Below are 15,206 nucleotides of genomic sequence, written 5' to 3' on the forward strand. Positions count from 1 at the left end.
ATTGCACCTTGATTAAAATTTATGGCAACAACAACACATAAACCTCAACATATTCCTGGTAAACCCGGTCGGATAGCTTCTTTTGCGCTCATCGCCGGACTTAGTATCCTTTTAGTAGCTGCAGGCTTTTTTGGCTACCGTTTTCATACACTTGCTGTTGAACAAAAGCAGATTAAAGAGGATTACAGCTTATCTAACAACATTACCTTCGGAATATTTTCAGTTGACAAATGGGGAGAGAAGATTTCGGCAGTGGTTGACCGAAGGGTAAAAGGCTTTAACCTAACAGCGAAGCAGAAAACTGAAATGCGGGAGCAGGTTGAAAAAGAATTACACGGCTTGGTAAATAAGGCTGTATCTAAAATTACAAAACCCCAGAAAAGCATTGGAGGCAAGCTCAAAAAACTTGCCTTTAATAGTTTTGTAGATGTAAAAGAGCTTCATGCACTGGTGCCTTCATTTGCCAAAACAATAGTGCTAAAAGTAACCAGTCCAACCAGCCTGAAAAGAATTAAAGGCATAGCCAGTAGTAAGGTTGATGAGTTGGAAGAACAAACTTACGACAGTACAGACACTACCATTACTACCGTTGAACGTAATATTTACCGTAAGTATCATGTTGCTGATGCAAAAGCTTATGATCACGTGGTGAAAGCAAGGCTGGCAGAAATTAAGCAAGCAGGGTTTCAATGTGCCCTGGGGATGCTTGGCTGTGTAATTATTGCGTTGCTTTTGTGGTTGTTTTTACGAAAAAGGGTACAGTTGCATGTTCCGCTGTTTGTAATGTCGCTGTTGTTTGCCGTTGTTTTGCTTGCTGTAGGCGTTAGCTCACCAATAATAGAAGTGGATGCCCGGATACAAAGTCTCGAATTTGCATTGATGGGTGATAAAATTGCCTTTACCAATCAAGTCCTTTTCTTTCAGAGTAAGAGCATATTGGGCATTATAGGTACATTGATTGAGCAGCCAAAGCCCGATGCGGTAGTTGTTGGTGTACTGCTGTTGGTTTTTGTAGTGGTGCTGCCTTTGTTGCGTATTATAGCAAGAGGTATTCATGTTTCCTGTGGGCATCTTTTTGGCAGCCGCAAAGTGCTTCGTTTCCTGGCCTTTGACTTGGGTAAATGGGATATGGCAGATGTTATGGTAGTGGGTATAGCCATGACCTACATTGGCCTTAATGGAATTTTGAAGAGTCAACTCTCAGGTTTAAATATGGAGAATGAAACACTTAAAACGGTTACTGCAAACAATTCGGCTTTACAGCTTGGCTTTTTTGTATTTGTAGCTTATGTAGCCTATGCAAAGGTTCTTTCTCTTTTACTCAAACGGATTGATGAACAAAATGGCCCTTGCGAATAATGAGGTGGTTAACCTTAAATGTTAAAGAAGGTTTTTATCCATTTGCCGGGCATCTATATCTGACTTATATCATTTTTGTTGTTTTGTTTGGCTATTGTAGATAGAACACTCTTTTTGATACTGTTTTTTTAAAAAAACAAGTATCTTGCTCACGAAAAGATTTCAATAGAAAAACAATATTATTTTTATCAATATTTGATTGGTTTAACATAATATTTTTCTAAAGTCTTCGTTAAAAAAATATTTAAGAAATAAACGGCTAATAACGCTCAAATATTTATTTATGACCAAACTCTTTATTGGTGGCCTTCCGGATAATATACAAGAAATGGATTTAGCAATCCATGTGAGTATTCATGGTCAGATAGATACCATAAAAGTTGTGCGTGATAGGGCAACAGGAAGATGTAAAGGCTTTGCATTTTTAGAAATTGTTGACCTTGCTGCGGCAAATAACATTATCGATAATTTAAATGGCGAAACTTTTAGGGGAAATACTATAACCGTAAAAATTTGTGAAGAACTGCCGCCTAAAAATCCTGTATATAAAAAGGTAATGGATCCGTCAAAGAAAAAGAGGGCAAGATTGTAGAAATATTTAAACTTTTAAGTTCAGGAATACCCTTCGTTCTGAACTTTCGGGTTTTTTAAAGTGAATACTGAAGTCATTTACCAAGCAACTCTCTGAAATAGCTGAATAAAATATTAAAAAAGGCTTACCGATGGTAAGCCTTTTTTAATGGATTATCTTGAACAGTCTGCTGTCCAGACCGCACCATCTTTACTGACCAGCATTTTGAGTGAACTTGCATTAATCGTAATACCAGTTAAGCCTGATCCTATGCTCACGTAAGAATTATCTCCCGATTTTTCGAATTTAACCCCAGTAATATCAGGAATATTATTTCCGAAATAGAAATTATAGGTTTCCCCAACTTTACTTACCGTAACCTTACCATCAGAACTGGTAATGCTTTGGCTATTTTTGTTGTAAGATACAGATCCTTTGTAGGTGCCAACAAAAAAGTCTTTGTCTGCCGGGTCGGTATCCTTTTTGCACGAGGCCATAACCGTTAAAACGATTAAGAATAGGCCTAAAAATTGAATTGTCTTTTTCATATAGGGTATTTTTGATGTACGCTGCTATATTCAAAGGTTATGCCAAAAAGGCTCTTCGGTGTAATAAAACACGGTTTCTGCTAACTAAAACAGGTCTGTTTTTGAATTATTTTTTTGATTGAAAACAACACGGTAACAATGTTTTAGGTGTTTTTTCTGACACATAAACTACCGGTAGGTTCCAGGCTCGGAAAAATCATTTTGGGCAGAGACAGAATTATTTATTAAATGGATTTTTTTGTCAACAATATGATCCTTTGTTTGGGCACTTCAGGTTATACAAGGTGTTAAAAACACTCTGCTTCCCAAAATCTTGACCATTTTTTACCTTTTTCAAGCCTGTTGATCCCTTCTTTGCGTTCCAGCCGTTGGTTATGATTTACTGAATCCGCAACGCCACACCAAGGTTCGAGGCAAATAAATGGTGCATCAGGCGCTGCCCAAATACCAAAGAAAGGGAAATCCTCAAAATGAAAGTGTAAGCCAAATTCATTTTTGGTATTTAAAAGACTAATACAATTGCTTTGCATGTTTTTAAAAACTAAAGCATCATTGTAAAACAAATTATGCTCTAAATTTAATTTATGCCCGCCAAGCTCAACATTGGCTGTTTCGTTCGCCACCAAACCTGCATCCAATTTCCAGTAGGTTAATTTATCATCGCTGTTAAAGGCGAGGTAATAATCTTCGTAAACGGTATTAGGCGTATTTGGTACAGCAAAAGCAGGATGTGCGCCTAAAGAAAACAACAGCTCTTCTGATCCAGTATTAATAACTTCGTAAGTGAGGTTAAGTTTTCTGTCTATAATTTGATATTTAAGTTTTAGTTCAAATTGAAAAGGATAAGCCTTTAAGGTTTCCTCGCTTTGCGATAGCGTAAATACGACTTCAGTTTTACTTTGTTTTTCGATGCCGAAAACCTGGTCTCTTGCAAAACCATGCCGTGGCAAATTATACGTTTTCCCTTTGTAGATGTAACTTTCATCTTTTAAAGATCCAACAATAGGGAATAACACCGGACTATGTTTTGCCCAATATTTAGGATCTGCGCTCCACAAATATTCTATTTCGGTTTCTTTACTAAACAGGCTTTGAAGTTCGGCACCTTTGGTTGCCAGGGTTACTTTTAAATAGTTGTTTTCTAAGGTTATCATTGTATTTTAAAAGTAACAAATAAGACGAGCTTTAAAAAAACTTTTTTATTAAATTTGGGAGGTGCCCATTTACAAAAAAAATGCATCTGTTAAAAACGGAATGCCCTATTTGCAGAAGGGAATTAATAACTCAGAAAAGAACCAAATAAAATTGGATCAAATGGTTTTAGATTTAAATAAGTTACCCAATATAAAAGTAAAAGCAGCTATTGTTGCTTTGCAAAAAGGCGATAGTAAGGGTTGGTTTGCTTTATGCGCCGAAGATGCCGTTTTATATGATGATGGAAACCAGGTACAGTTTAATAATTTCTTTAAAAAGGCAATTGGACACGAACGGTTTACGACTATTGATAAGGTTGAAAATAACGGGCTTGATGTATATGGCGATTTTCACTCAGACCAATGGGGCAATTTTAAAACCTGCTTTAAATTTCAAATTAATAAGGCCGGAAAGATAAGTAGACTGGATATTGGACAGGCTTCCTATTAGTTTCTTTTTTTAACCAAAGAGATTGAACTTACAGAGCATGCCGAAGTCCAATCTCTTTAATTTGAGGTTAACTATTCTCTTCCCAGATGCAGGCAATATTAACAATGGTTTGAATTGCTTTTTCCATATCCTGAACACTTATCCATTCTTGTTTGCTGTGAAAAGCATGTTCGCCGGCAAAAATGTTAGGGCATGGCAAGCCCATAAATGAAAGTCTTGAACCATCCGTACCTCCGCGGATACTTTGCTGTTTTGCCACAACACCTGCCCGTTCAATAGCCTCAATACCGTATTGAACAATTTTAGGATACTGATCCAGAATTTGCTTCATATTTCTGTACTGCGCTTTAATGTTTAGCTGGTACGTAGAATTGGGGTATTTCTGCATTACACTTTTTACCGTTTCTTCCAAAAACTGACCATGCTCCGCTAATTTTTCATCTGTAAAATCACGGATTATAAATTGTGCTTCGGCTTGTTCTACTTGCCCTTTTATGGCAACAGGATGAATAAAACCTTCTTTTTGGTGTGTGGTTTCGGGTGTTAAACGGTCTTTTGGTAAACTATCCAAAATTTCTGCAAGTATTTTAATGGCACTTTCCATTTTTCCTTTAGCAAAACCGGGGTGCGTGCTTACGCCATGAATAATTAAATTTGCACCATCGGCAGAGAAGGTTTCATCTTCAATAGAACCCAAAGTTTCGCCATCAATGGTATAAGCAAAATCAGCCGAAAGTTTTTTAAGGTCTGCCTTATCTACGCCACGTCCAATTTCTTCATCAGGCGTAAAAAGAATTTTAATGGTACCATGTTTTATGTCTGGGTTTTTAATCAAAAAGTGGGCAGCTTCCATAATTTCAGCTACACCGGCTTTATTGTCGGCACCCAATAATGTGGTACCACTGGCCGTTATAATGTCGTTTCCCAGCTGATGCTTTAAATCTTTATGGTCGGCCAGTTTTATAATTATGGTTTTATCATCAGGCAAAATTAAATCTTCGCCCTGGTAATTGGTGTGAATAATTGGTTTTACGTTTTCTCCGCTACAATCGGGCGAAGTATCCATATGCGAGCAGAAACAAATAACCGGTATGTTTTTTTCTGACGTAGCGGCTATGGTTGCATATACATAACCATTTTCGTCTATTTGCGCATCGGTAATGCCCATTTCCAAAAGTTCTTTTACAAGCGCTGTTCCCAGGTTTTTTTGTTTTGCTGTTGATGGACAGGTTGGAGAATTAGGATCAGATTGAGTGTCTATTTTAGCGTATTTAATAAATCTGGTCTCTATCGAATTGTTAAAATTTTTATATGTGCTCATAAATCAAAGGTAAAAGTTATAGATATTCAATAAACATATTATTTTTGTGAAAAAAAGATATGTTTGATAAACGACTGAAAATTACATTTGTAGCCGTTGCATTTTTGTGTTCAATTCAATATTCTTCAGCGCAATCTAACTATTTTAAATGGTCAGGCGGCTTCGGAGCAGGTATAAATCATTCCAGCACCGATGTTTATAAAGGAAGCTGGGGGCATACCTTTTACGGCGTAATCGATCATCATTTTACCCCATTTGTAACTGGAGGCATCGAAGCCCAGTATGGTTTGGTACAGGGAGGAGATATTGTAACCGATCCCCATAACAGGCAGTTTGTAAATCAATACAGTTCAATTGCGCTGAGTGGAAAAATTATGATCGGCGAGTTTGTAAACTATGAAAGGAACGACTTTTTAAATTATATTAAAGGATTATACATGGGCGTTGGCGTTGGGGCAATCGGCAACAACATCACCCAGATTGTGCGTTATAAGCCTTCATGGGCCGCTATTGATCCCGGTTATGGTCCTTTTCCGGGAGAAGATAAAAGTTTAAACCTGTGGGTGCCTATAAATATAGGAATCAACTTTTTTATTAACGATGGTTACGGATATCCACGATATGTAATAAATTTTAATGCGCAAAGTAATTATACTTTTGGCGAAGGATTGGATGGATACAATGATCCATCAACCAAATTTAAGAATTACGACCCTGATACGTACAATGTGTATAGTATTGGATTTAGGTATTTCTTTGGAAATATTAAGGTTTACCGCAAATCGCTGTAAACAAATTACTCAATAAATAATTGCATGAGAAAAATCTTCGTGCTTTGGCTGCTTTCCCTAACGCTGAATACAATGGCACAACAAACTCCTTACGAACACAGTAATAAAACCGAAACAACAACCTATGGCGAGGCAATTGATTATTATGAAACGCTTGCCAAAACCTACCCCCAGGCCAAACTCTTAACCTATGGTAGCACCGATTTCGGGAAACCACTGCATTTGCTGGTTTTATCAAAAGATAAATTATTTGACCCTGAAGCAATTAGAAAGCAGAATAAACGCATTTTACTGATCAACAACGGCATTCATCCGGGAGAGCCTGAAGGTGTTGATGCCTCCATGATGCTTGCCCGCGATTTACTTAAAACCGATAAGCTGCCGAAGGATGTGGTAATTTGTATTATACCTCTTTATAATATTGATGGTAGTTTTAACCGAACCGGAACATCAAGAGCCAATCAAAACGGCCCGCTTGCCTATGGTTTCAGAGGGAATAGCAAAAACCTGGATTTAAACCGGGATTTTATTAAAACAGATTCCAAAAATTCAGCTACTTTCCAGCTCATATTTAACACCTGGAAACCCGAAATATTTGTAGATACACATACGAGCAATGGGGCCGATTACCAATATGTAATGACTTTAATCCCAACGCAAAAGGATAAATTAAATGCGGTTCTTTCGGCTTACCTAACCCAAACACTTGTGCCCGATTTGTACAAAGGGATGGAGAAATTAGGTTACCCGATGATTCCTTATGTAAACTCTATAAACGATACGCCAGAAAGTGGCATAACCGGTTTTATTGAGTCGCCGCGTTATTCAACAGGATACACCACGTTACACAATACAATTGGCTTTATGCCCGAAACACATATGCTGAAGTCGTACGATTTACGCGTTGATGCAACCTACAAACTATTACAAACTTACATTAACCTGGTGGAGCGTGATGCAAAAATTATAGGCGAAAACAAACACAAGGCAGATGAGTTTGTTGCTGCACAGGAAGAATTTCCTTTAGAGTGGAAATTAAATAAAAGTGAGGTTAATGATTTGACTTTTAAAGGGTTTGAATCCGGACAAAAGCCAAGCACAGTAAGTGGGGCCGACCGGTTATTTTACGACAGAAATAAACCATATACTAAAACCATTAAAGAATGGAATAAATTTGAACCGGCAATAACAGTGAAAAAACCCATTGCTTATATTATTCCAAAAGCCTGGGATAAAGTTATCACCTTGCTGAAGCTTAATGGTGTTAAACTGGAGGAATTAAAATCAGATGTTAAAATTGCCGTCGAAAGTTATTATATCGCCGACTTTAAAACTACGGCACGTCCGTATGAGGGACATTACCTGCATTCGGCTGTTAAAATAAACCCTGTTGAACAAACTTTGCAATATTATGCGGGAGATTATGTAGTGTATGTAAATCAACCGGTTAACCGTTATGTGGTAGAAACTTTAGAGCCACAGGCCACAGATTCTTTCTTCAACTGGAACTTTTTTGATTCGATACTGGATATGAAAGAGCATTATTCAGCATATGTATTTGAAGATACTGCAACAGGAATTCTTAAAAATAACCCTTCATTAAAGGCCAAACTCGACGAAAAGAAAGCATCAGATGAGGCATTTGCAAAGAATGGAGCTGCACAGCTTGATTTTGTCTATAAAAATTCTGATTATTACGAGAAAACACATAACAGATATCCAGTAGCACGTTTAACCAGCAACGTAAAACTCGATTTAAAATAAGCCAAATGGAATACCTAAACGCAGCCCCGGTTGCCACCATCATTTTTGTTTTTACCGTTGTTACAAGTCTTTACGCATTTTACGACAATGGCCTTTATGGCAAGTTTATGCTTCATCCTTACAGTGTAGCAAAAGGCCATAAAGTTTACTCCATTATAACCAGTGGCTTAATCCACAAAGATTGGATGCACCTGTTTTTTAACATGTTTACATTTGCTGCCTTTGCATTTACATTAGAACAGCTAATGGGAAGCTGGCAATTTGGTTTGCTCTATTTTTTAGGTTTGATTTTAAGTGATTTACCAACAATTTTTAAGCATAGGGACGATTTTCATTACAATAGTTTAGGGGCTTCTGGGGCAATCAGTGCGGTCCTTTTTAGTTACATATTGTTCAACCCAATGTCTAAAATCTATATTATGTTTATTCCAATTGGAATTCCAGCAGTAGTATTTGGTGTAATATATTTGGTGTATTGTGCTTATGCCTCCAGAAATTCGAGAGACAGTATTAACCACGATGCACATTTTTTTGGCGCACTTACAGGTTTAATTTTTACCATTATTTTTGTTCCCGGAATTTTACAAAATTTCTTTACGGCTTTAACAGGCCGATAACATGCCAGCTAAAAAGAGTTTACCCAGCCACCGGTAAATAAGGTTTTTCGAAGAAACTCATAGGTTGCTCCGGATTTTTAATAATTTCGAAAACGACATAACCCCAGGGTTTCCAGAAATTTTCCAGTACCTGTGCATAAATTTTATGCTGCCAAACATCAAAAAGAGGTTTAGTCATATTGCCGCGTAGCGGCATGGCCTCAATATAGGTTGTGCCTTCAACGGGCATATAAGTATATTCAGGCAGCCGATTAAACAAATAGGCCGAATAATAAAAACGGGCGCTTAACTCTTCAAATTGTTCAGCACTTAAAGCCTTTGCTTCTGCCTCATTAACAATATCCTGATGATATCGTTTATTGGTTCCATTATCCTGTAAACAAGCTATTATTCCAAAATCTTTCATCTTTAAAGAGAAAGTCAGGGTGTTAATTTCGTCGCGGAAGCTAAAAGGTGTATTTTCATTTTCCAGTTTTACGACGGTGATAGACCAGGGTGTAAAATCTTCAAATTCTAAGCTGGTGTATAGGTTCTGCATCATGAAATTCAGGTTTCCAAACTTCATCATTAAAGATTGCGACATATTTAAACCATCTGCTGTCATTTCTTTTCTTAAGGCAGAATGCATTTCGATGTAAACAAAACCGTATAAGAACTTACCAATCCAATTAAATAAATCCAGTGGTGGCAATGCTGATACGGCGCTGTAACCCTGTGCAAAAGCCGTTTCTATTTTCGCTTCCAACGGATTTAAGAACTGCTCATTAACCTCACTGTTTACCGGAATAACCAAAGTGTTATACGAGCGGATGCTTTCATCCAAAAACTGAATTTGTTCTTCTCCCGTTAAACCTGCCTGTTCTAAAAGCCATTTAGGAATTAAAGGGACCTGAATAACCGGAGAATTAAAAGTTTCGCCGCTTAAAAAGCAGGTTTTATATAAAAAATCGAATTTTTGGAAGGGATTGTATAAGCCGGTATTCATTGCTGCAATATTAGCCATTATATTTTTATGGCTTTGCAACAGCGCATTATTTTAACTTTTGGATTATAAAAGGTTCAGTTTCTTAATAATTGTTATAAAAGTAGGTAATGGAATTAACCAGCTGGTTGTAAATAGGCTTTGTAAACTCCAGGAATAGCGCACCGGGTGGCGGTGGTATAATTTCCTTTCTTCTGCACATGGCAAGTTGTTGATTGTTTAAAGCCCTGTCATCGCCATTGTAGCTTGCCCAGCTGTCTTGCCAGATATAAGTTCCAGGGAATTTTTGTTGCCTGATTATTTTTTGACTTTGCCAGTCTGTAATGGTTAAATCCAATAAGCCTGATGAAGAAACCTTTTTATCGAAAATACTTAAAGTGGCTTTAACGGTTCCATAAACTGCTTTTTTGTCTCTTGTTTCGCCTACAACCACACTATCACGTTTTAATTTTTCTACCCGCTCTTTAACATAAGTTTCACCAACAACAAAATCATCAAAATTTAAACTCAAAACCTGGTCTGGTTGTATTTTTTGGCTGCTTGCCTGTTGCTCTGAATAAAACAAAACAAACTTATTTCTTTGGTAATCTTCTATAAAACGATCAATTTGTTGTTGAAAATAGTCTGCACTCAATTTGTACGTGCGGCTGTTTACCAAAATAGGCTGCACCACAACTCTAACTACAGCGGCCCAATAAGCATCTTCCAATTTGGCTTTAACATCCTTATAATTAGGGTAATAATTTTGCGCTTTTTCAAATTCGTAATACGCATTTTTAGCATTTAAACGATTGTTTGCCTGCAACAAAGATAGCCCCGAATTATACCTTGAGGCTGCTGCATTATACTTACCATCGGCAAGTTCTTTAACATATTTACTTGGGTTTGCCACTACGTTTAAGCAAGCAGGGCAACTGTTAATTTCATCAGCAAGCTGATTAATTTTTTGATAATCGTATATAATGGCTTCCCATTTAAATTGGTCGGCAGATAACTTGGCTTCCTCTATTCTCCTTAAATGGTCTTGTAAAGATAAGTTATAAGCGGTTGATAAAACCTGGATGGCCTCGGCATTTTTAGGAGAATTTTGTAATCGCCCTACAGCTTTCAGTACGGAAGCATCATAATCGCCTTTTTGTAAGGCCTTTTTCCCTGTAGTACATCCCCCAATAATTATTAAGGATAAATAAATAAAATACCGTAATCTTGAAATGTTTTTCATGGCAGGTGTCGATTTGCGTTAATAAACAAATATACTTCAGTCAGGGAAATTTTACCCTATTTATTTTATAGACGATTGATAATGAAAATAAGTTGCAAGCCATTTGAGCTCGAATTAAAACATCCTTTTTCTATTTCTAAATTTACCCGTACCAGCACACCACTGATGCTTTTAAAGGTTCAGTATGAAAATTTTATTGGTTACGGGGAAGCTTCTATGGTGCCTTACATGGGCGAAAGTTATGAAAGTGCAAATGCTTTTCTGAGTTTAATAGATTGGAGTAAAATCCAGTATCCTTTTAATTTCAAGGAGATTATCGCTTATCTGGATAGTTTGGCTCCGGGACAGCCAGCAATAAAGGCTGCTATTGATATTGCATTGAATGATATTTACGGTAAAATATTAAATAAACCTTGTTATGAAATTTATGGTGCCGATTTATCGAAAATGCCGGTTACCTCATATACCGTTGGTATTGATACCCCCGAAGTAATCCGGGAGAAACTGAAGGACGCTGAAGCCTTTAAAGTAATTAAAGTAAAATTAGGCCGGGATAACGACCAGGAAATTATCGAAACCATAAGAAGTTTAACCGATGTACCTTTGTATGTAGATGCCAATCAGGGCTGGACGGATAAAATCAGCGCCATTGATTTAATTTATTGGCTACATGCCAAGGGTGTTGTTTTAATTGAACAACCAATGGATAAGAATAACCCTGACGGAAATGCCTGGTTAACAGAAAGAAGTCCTGTTCCTTTACTGGCCGACGAAGCTGTGCAACGTTTAGCCGATATGGATAAACTGAAGGGCGTGTACCATGGCATTAATGTAAAGCTGATGAAAAGTTGTGGCATGTATGAAGGCCATCAGATGATTTTAAAAGCAAGAAGTTTTGGAATGAAAGTTTTAATTGGCTGCATGAGCGAAACCAGTTGTGCTACCCTGGCGGCAGCGGCATTGGCTCCATTATGCAATTGGGCCGATTTGGATGGTCCCTGGCTTACTAAAAATAATCCTTTTAAAAACCCGGAATTTGAAAATGGACGTTACATTTTAAACGATTTACCGGGATTGGGGTTAGAAGGCATTACTCCGGATCTTTTTCTTTAAAAGATTTCCGGATTTCTTTTGTAAGCTGAATTTTAAAATAAATTAAGCAAGCAGCTGTGCCCACTAAAAATGCAGCCGGAATGTATTTTCCGTTGTTGTAGCACCAAACCAATCCAAAAATAGACAGGATAATGGCCAGGTTATAGAAAATATTTAATGCGAATTTTTTGCCCACGGTGTAAAGTATAGTAAAAAGTAAATTATAAAAATAAATGATCAGGTAATTTTGAATGAGCAAATAGTACATTGCTTATTAAGATTCACTCATTCAAAATCCGATCATTATTTAGTAAACAGGCATATTAGGATCAAAAGCTTCTTGCCAGGCTAAAATTCCGCCTTTTAAATTGTAAAGATTATCGAAACCATATTGTTGCTCTAATTGCATTACTGCAGCAGCACTTCTTTTACCACTGCGGCATTGAATAATAACAGGTTTATCTTTAGCAACTTTATCTGCTTCTATTAAAATTCCACCTAAAGGAATGTTTTCTCCATCAAGGTTAGAAACTTCATATTCAAATGTTTCACGAACATCAATCAATTGAAAATCTTCTTTAGCGTCGATTTTCTGTTTTAGTTCTTGTACTGATATTTCTTTCATGTTATTTTGTGTATGCACAAAGATATAAAAAACTGAATTAGCGAGCCGACTAAAAAAACTTCTTACAATATTCAGATTTTTTGTAACATGTTTAAACCTCAGGCGTTTAATTATAAAATATTATCATGGACAAACTGAACCGCTTTTTCTGGTTTTGCTCTGGCGCTCATATACCAACACTCGAAAAATATCCTTCTGAACAAAATAAATATACTGGCATTGGGGCTACAATCTTTTTTACAGGGCTTTTTGCTGCCTTATCGGGTGGCTATGCCATGTATTTTGTATTTAAAGGTGATGACCTGGCCGTTATTTTTGCTTTGCTTTTTGGGTTTTTATGGGGAGCTGCCATCTTTAACATGGATCGTTATATTGTATCAAGCATTAATAAAAGTGCCTCAACCAATAAACAACTTTTACAGGCTACACCCCGTATTTTACTGGCCATTATGATTGGTATTGTAATTTCGAGGCCAATAGAACTTAAAATTTTTGACAAGGAAATTAAAGAACGGTTAAAAGTAAGTTATTTAAATGGGCAACGATCTAAAATAGACACATTGAATAAGGCCTTTGAAAATAAATACCAGGTAGAATTTGGACGCCTTAACCAGCAAAAAGCGACCCGGGATTCATTAGAAAAGGGAATAAAATCTGACAGGCAAAAACTGAATTTTGAAATTTTTGGAAATAAAACAACCGAAACATCAGGCGTGATGGGTTATGGGCCTTATGCCAAACGTAAAGAAGCAGAAATAAAACAAAGAGAAACCGATCTGGATAGCTTAAAAGTGAATATCAACAAATCGGAAACTTTTATCGATAAAAGAAAACAGTTTGATGGTTTGTTTACAGAAAAGTTATTTACAGCAAAACAACAGGATAGTTTAGCCAATATTGCGGGTTTTGCAGATCGAAACTGGGCTTTAGGTCAACTTAAATTCAATGCGGACGGTACAAGAGATAATAATACGGCACTGGCGGTTACTTTTATTGGTTTACTGTTTATTTTCTTTGAATGTTTGCCTGTGTTTGTGAAGTTGATGAGTAATAGAGGTCCTTATGATTATGCTACTTCTGATGGTGATGAGGTTGCGATTTATCAATCTAAAAAAGATAAGGATTTCCATATGGAAGTTGCAGATAACATTCATGAAACCCGTGTAGCTTCTGAAACTTCCAAGAGAAATGAAATTTTGAAAGGTAAAGCCTACCGTGATCTGGAAAAATATGATTGGGATCAGGAAACGGAACGTTAATATATCCTAAAACTTACTCCGTTTTTTTAATTTTTAAATTACTTTTACACTAATTCGCTAATCACCTTATTAAATAACCACATGAAGAAAATTTTTTCTTTCGCTGTTGCAAGTTTTCTCACTTTGCAACTGAGCGCACAGAACATTGATAAAATTATAACCAAAGAATATGCCGATCACTTGATTAAAACGTTAAGCAGCGATGAAATGCAGGGGCGGGCAACCTTTTCGCCAGGTATTGATAAAGCCGCAACTTTTATAGAGTCGGAATTTAAAAAAATTGGTTTAAAACCATTAACAGGTGCTACAGGTTTTCGCCAGAGCTTTTCTAAATATCAGATCAAAAAACTAAGTACATCCGTTAAAATAGATGGCAAGGAAATTGACCCCGCTTCGGTAATGGTTTCGGGTGTAAGCACCGAAAGCACAAGTATTAATAAAAGCAATACCGAAATTGTTAAACTTGATGTAAACAAACCTTTTGTTGAGCAGTTTAGAGCTGCGCTTAATTCAAAGAAAAATCAGCTGGTTTTAGTTGATGCTAAATTTGCCGAAAATTTTAAAAGATATAAAAGTTATATTGACAGGCCTGCTACCCTGGATGAAAAAGACATCAATCCGGGACAACCTACCGCACAGGTTTTTGTGTTAGGCGTTGAAACCGCAACAGATTTCACTGCTGATGTGAAGAGTAAAGTAGATAAAATGCCCCTTTTTAATGTAGCGGGCATGATTCCTGGAAAATCTAAAGCAAAAGAACTGGTTGTTTTTTCAGGTCATTATGATCATTTAGGGATAATGAAATCTGTGGAAGGCGATAGCATTGCAAATGGAGCCGACGATGATGCATCAGGAACAACCGCTATGATTGCTCTTGCGAAATACTACAAAACTTTAAACAACAATGAGCGTACCTTAATTTTTGTCGCTTTTACAGCTGAAGAAATTGGTGGTTTTGGTGCAAGATATTTCTCTGAAAAATTAAATCCGGATGAAGTAGTTGCAATGTTTAATATCGAAATGATTGGTAAAGATTCAAAGTTTGGAAAGAATAGTGCTTTTATAACCGGTTATGATAAATCTGATTTCGGTAAAATTTTGCAGAAGAACTTAACCGGAACAGAATTTACTTTTTATCCAGATCCTTATCCGCAACAAAATTTATTCTACCGCAGTGATAATGCAACGCTTGCCGCGTTGGGTGTGCCTGCACACACCATCAGTACCGACCAGATTGACGTAGATAAATTTTACCATACCGTAAAAGACGAATACAGTACTTTAGATGTAGAAAATATTTTATCAACCATTAAAGCCATAGCAAAAAGTGCAATCACGATTGTGAATGGAACAGATACACCAACAAGAATCCCTAAACTGAAAGAATAATTTTTGGTATAGTGGCTGAAAT

General features: G+C 36.8%; 16 protein-coding genes. 9 read left to right on the forward strand and 7 right to left on the reverse strand.

From position 1 onward, the window contains the following. The first annotated feature begins 21 nt into the window (after nucleotides 1-21). Together R2Q77_RS04460 and R2Q77_RS04465 are read left to right on the forward strand one after the other, a co-directional pair. On the forward strand, nucleotides 22-1,359 hold the full coding sequence (locus tag R2Q77_RS04460; protein WP_316802501.1) for a paraquat-inducible protein A: 1,338 nt from the start codon (nucleotides 22-24) through the stop codon (nucleotides 1,357-1,359). Nucleotides 1,360-1,642: 283 nt separating this feature from the next. After that, the gene (locus tag R2Q77_RS04465) at nucleotides 1,643-1,951 is read left to right on the forward strand and encodes an RNA-binding protein (protein WP_316802502.1); all 309 of its coding nucleotides are present in this window, start codon (nucleotides 1,643-1,645) and stop codon (nucleotides 1,949-1,951) included. Between the two features lie 152 nt (nucleotides 1,952-2,103). Here the strand turns inward: R2Q77_RS04465 and R2Q77_RS04470 are convergent, their stop codons facing one another. Together R2Q77_RS04470 and R2Q77_RS04475 are read right to left on the reverse strand one after the other, a co-directional pair. Beyond that, nucleotides 2,104-2,478, reverse strand: coding sequence for a hypothetical protein (locus tag R2Q77_RS04470; protein WP_316802503.1), 375 nt, complete (start codon nucleotides 2,476-2,478; stop codon nucleotides 2,104-2,106). A 287-nt stretch (nucleotides 2,479-2,765) separates the two neighbouring features. Further along, a complete protein-coding gene (locus tag R2Q77_RS04475; protein ID WP_316802504.1) occupies nucleotides 2,766-3,632 on the reverse strand; it encodes an aldose 1-epimerase family protein in 867 nt (288 codons plus the stop codon). Nucleotides 3,633-3,693: 61 nt separating this feature from the next. Here R2Q77_RS04475 and R2Q77_RS04480 point away from each other — a divergent pair, with 61 nt between their 5' ends. Continuing rightward, nucleotides 3,694-4,122: a hypothetical protein gene (locus tag R2Q77_RS04480; protein WP_316802505.1), complete on the forward strand. Its 429-nt coding sequence runs from the start codon at nucleotides 3,694-3,696 to the stop codon at nucleotides 4,120-4,122. Between the two features lie 67 nt (nucleotides 4,123-4,189). Here R2Q77_RS04480 and pepT read toward each other — a convergent pair whose 3' ends face one another. Next, entirely contained in the window at nucleotides 4,190-5,443 is a 1,254-nt protein-coding gene (pepT, locus tag R2Q77_RS04485; RefSeq protein ID WP_316802506.1) for a peptidase T, read from the reverse strand. A 59-nt stretch (nucleotides 5,444-5,502) separates the two neighbouring features. On the opposite strand from pepT, the gene R2Q77_RS04490 reads away from it, so the two are divergent. Genes R2Q77_RS04490 through R2Q77_RS04500 form a run of 3 tightly spaced genes read left to right on the forward strand, consistent with a single transcriptional unit; the run spans nucleotide 5,503 to nucleotide 8,615 of the window. Beyond that, nucleotides 5,503-6,234, forward strand: coding sequence for a hypothetical protein (locus R2Q77_RS04490; protein ID WP_316802507.1), 732 nt, complete (start codon nucleotides 5,503-5,505; stop codon nucleotides 6,232-6,234). 24 nt (nucleotides 6,235-6,258) lie between these two features. Next, nucleotides 6,259-7,998 carry a M14 family metallopeptidase gene (locus R2Q77_RS04495; protein WP_316802508.1) on the forward strand — a complete coding sequence of 580 codons (1,740 nt, stop codon included), beginning with the start codon at nucleotides 6,259-6,261 and terminating at the stop codon, nucleotides 7,996-7,998. A 5-nt stretch (nucleotides 7,999-8,003) separates the two neighbouring features. Then, nucleotides 8,004-8,615 (forward strand): rhomboid family intramembrane serine protease, encoded by a 612-nt coding sequence (locus R2Q77_RS04500; protein WP_316802509.1) that lies wholly within the window; start codon nucleotides 8,004-8,006, stop codon nucleotides 8,613-8,615. Nucleotides 8,616-8,634: 19 nt separating this feature from the next. On the opposite strand, the gene R2Q77_RS04505 is transcribed toward R2Q77_RS04500, so the two are convergent. Next, nucleotides 8,635-9,618, reverse strand: a complete 984-nt coding sequence (locus tag R2Q77_RS04505) for a hypothetical protein (protein WP_316802510.1) — start codon at nucleotides 9,616-9,618, stop codon at nucleotides 8,635-8,637. A gap of 64 nt (nucleotides 9,619-9,682) precedes the next feature. Beyond that, a complete protein-coding gene (locus R2Q77_RS04510; RefSeq protein ID WP_316802511.1) occupies nucleotides 9,683-10,819 on the reverse strand; it encodes a hypothetical protein in 1,137 nt (378 codons plus the stop codon). Between the two features lie 81 nt (nucleotides 10,820-10,900). On the opposite strand from R2Q77_RS04510, the gene R2Q77_RS04515 reads away from it, so the two are divergent. Further along, a complete protein-coding gene (locus R2Q77_RS04515; protein ID WP_316802512.1) occupies nucleotides 10,901-11,932 on the forward strand; it encodes a dipeptide epimerase in 1,032 nt (343 codons plus the stop codon). On the opposite strand, the gene R2Q77_RS04520 is transcribed toward R2Q77_RS04515, so the two are convergent. Further along, complete coding sequence (locus tag R2Q77_RS04520; protein ID WP_316802513.1) at nucleotides 11,910-12,107, reverse strand: DUF6358 family protein; 198 nt, start codon at nucleotides 12,105-12,107, stop codon at nucleotides 11,910-11,912. The two genes, R2Q77_RS04515 and R2Q77_RS04520, sit on opposite strands and share 23 nt — an antisense overlap. Before the next feature lie 111 nt (nucleotides 12,108-12,218). After that, nucleotides 12,219-12,536: a rhodanese-like domain-containing protein gene (locus R2Q77_RS04525; protein ID WP_316802514.1), complete on the reverse strand. Its 318-nt coding sequence runs from the start codon at nucleotides 12,534-12,536 to the stop codon at nucleotides 12,219-12,221. 125 nt (nucleotides 12,537-12,661) lie between these two features. Here R2Q77_RS04525 and R2Q77_RS04530 point away from each other — a divergent pair, with 125 nt between their 5' ends. Together R2Q77_RS04530 and R2Q77_RS04535 are read left to right on the forward strand one after the other, a co-directional pair. Then, nucleotides 12,662-13,795: a DUF4407 domain-containing protein gene (locus R2Q77_RS04530; protein ID WP_316802515.1), complete on the forward strand. Its 1,134-nt coding sequence runs from the start codon at nucleotides 12,662-12,664 to the stop codon at nucleotides 13,793-13,795. Between the two features lie 81 nt (nucleotides 13,796-13,876). Then, on the forward strand, nucleotides 13,877-15,184 hold the full coding sequence (locus R2Q77_RS04535; RefSeq protein WP_316802516.1) for a M20/M25/M40 family metallo-hydrolase: 1,308 nt from the start codon (nucleotides 13,877-13,879) through the stop codon (nucleotides 15,182-15,184). Nucleotides 15,185-15,206 lie beyond the last annotated feature (22 nt).

The sequence above is a fragment of the Pedobacter nototheniae genome (genome assembly GCF_032678625.1).
In the GTDB taxonomy this organism is placed as follows: Bacteria; Bacteroidota; Bacteroidia; order Sphingobacteriales; family Sphingobacteriaceae; genus Pedobacter; species Pedobacter nototheniae_A.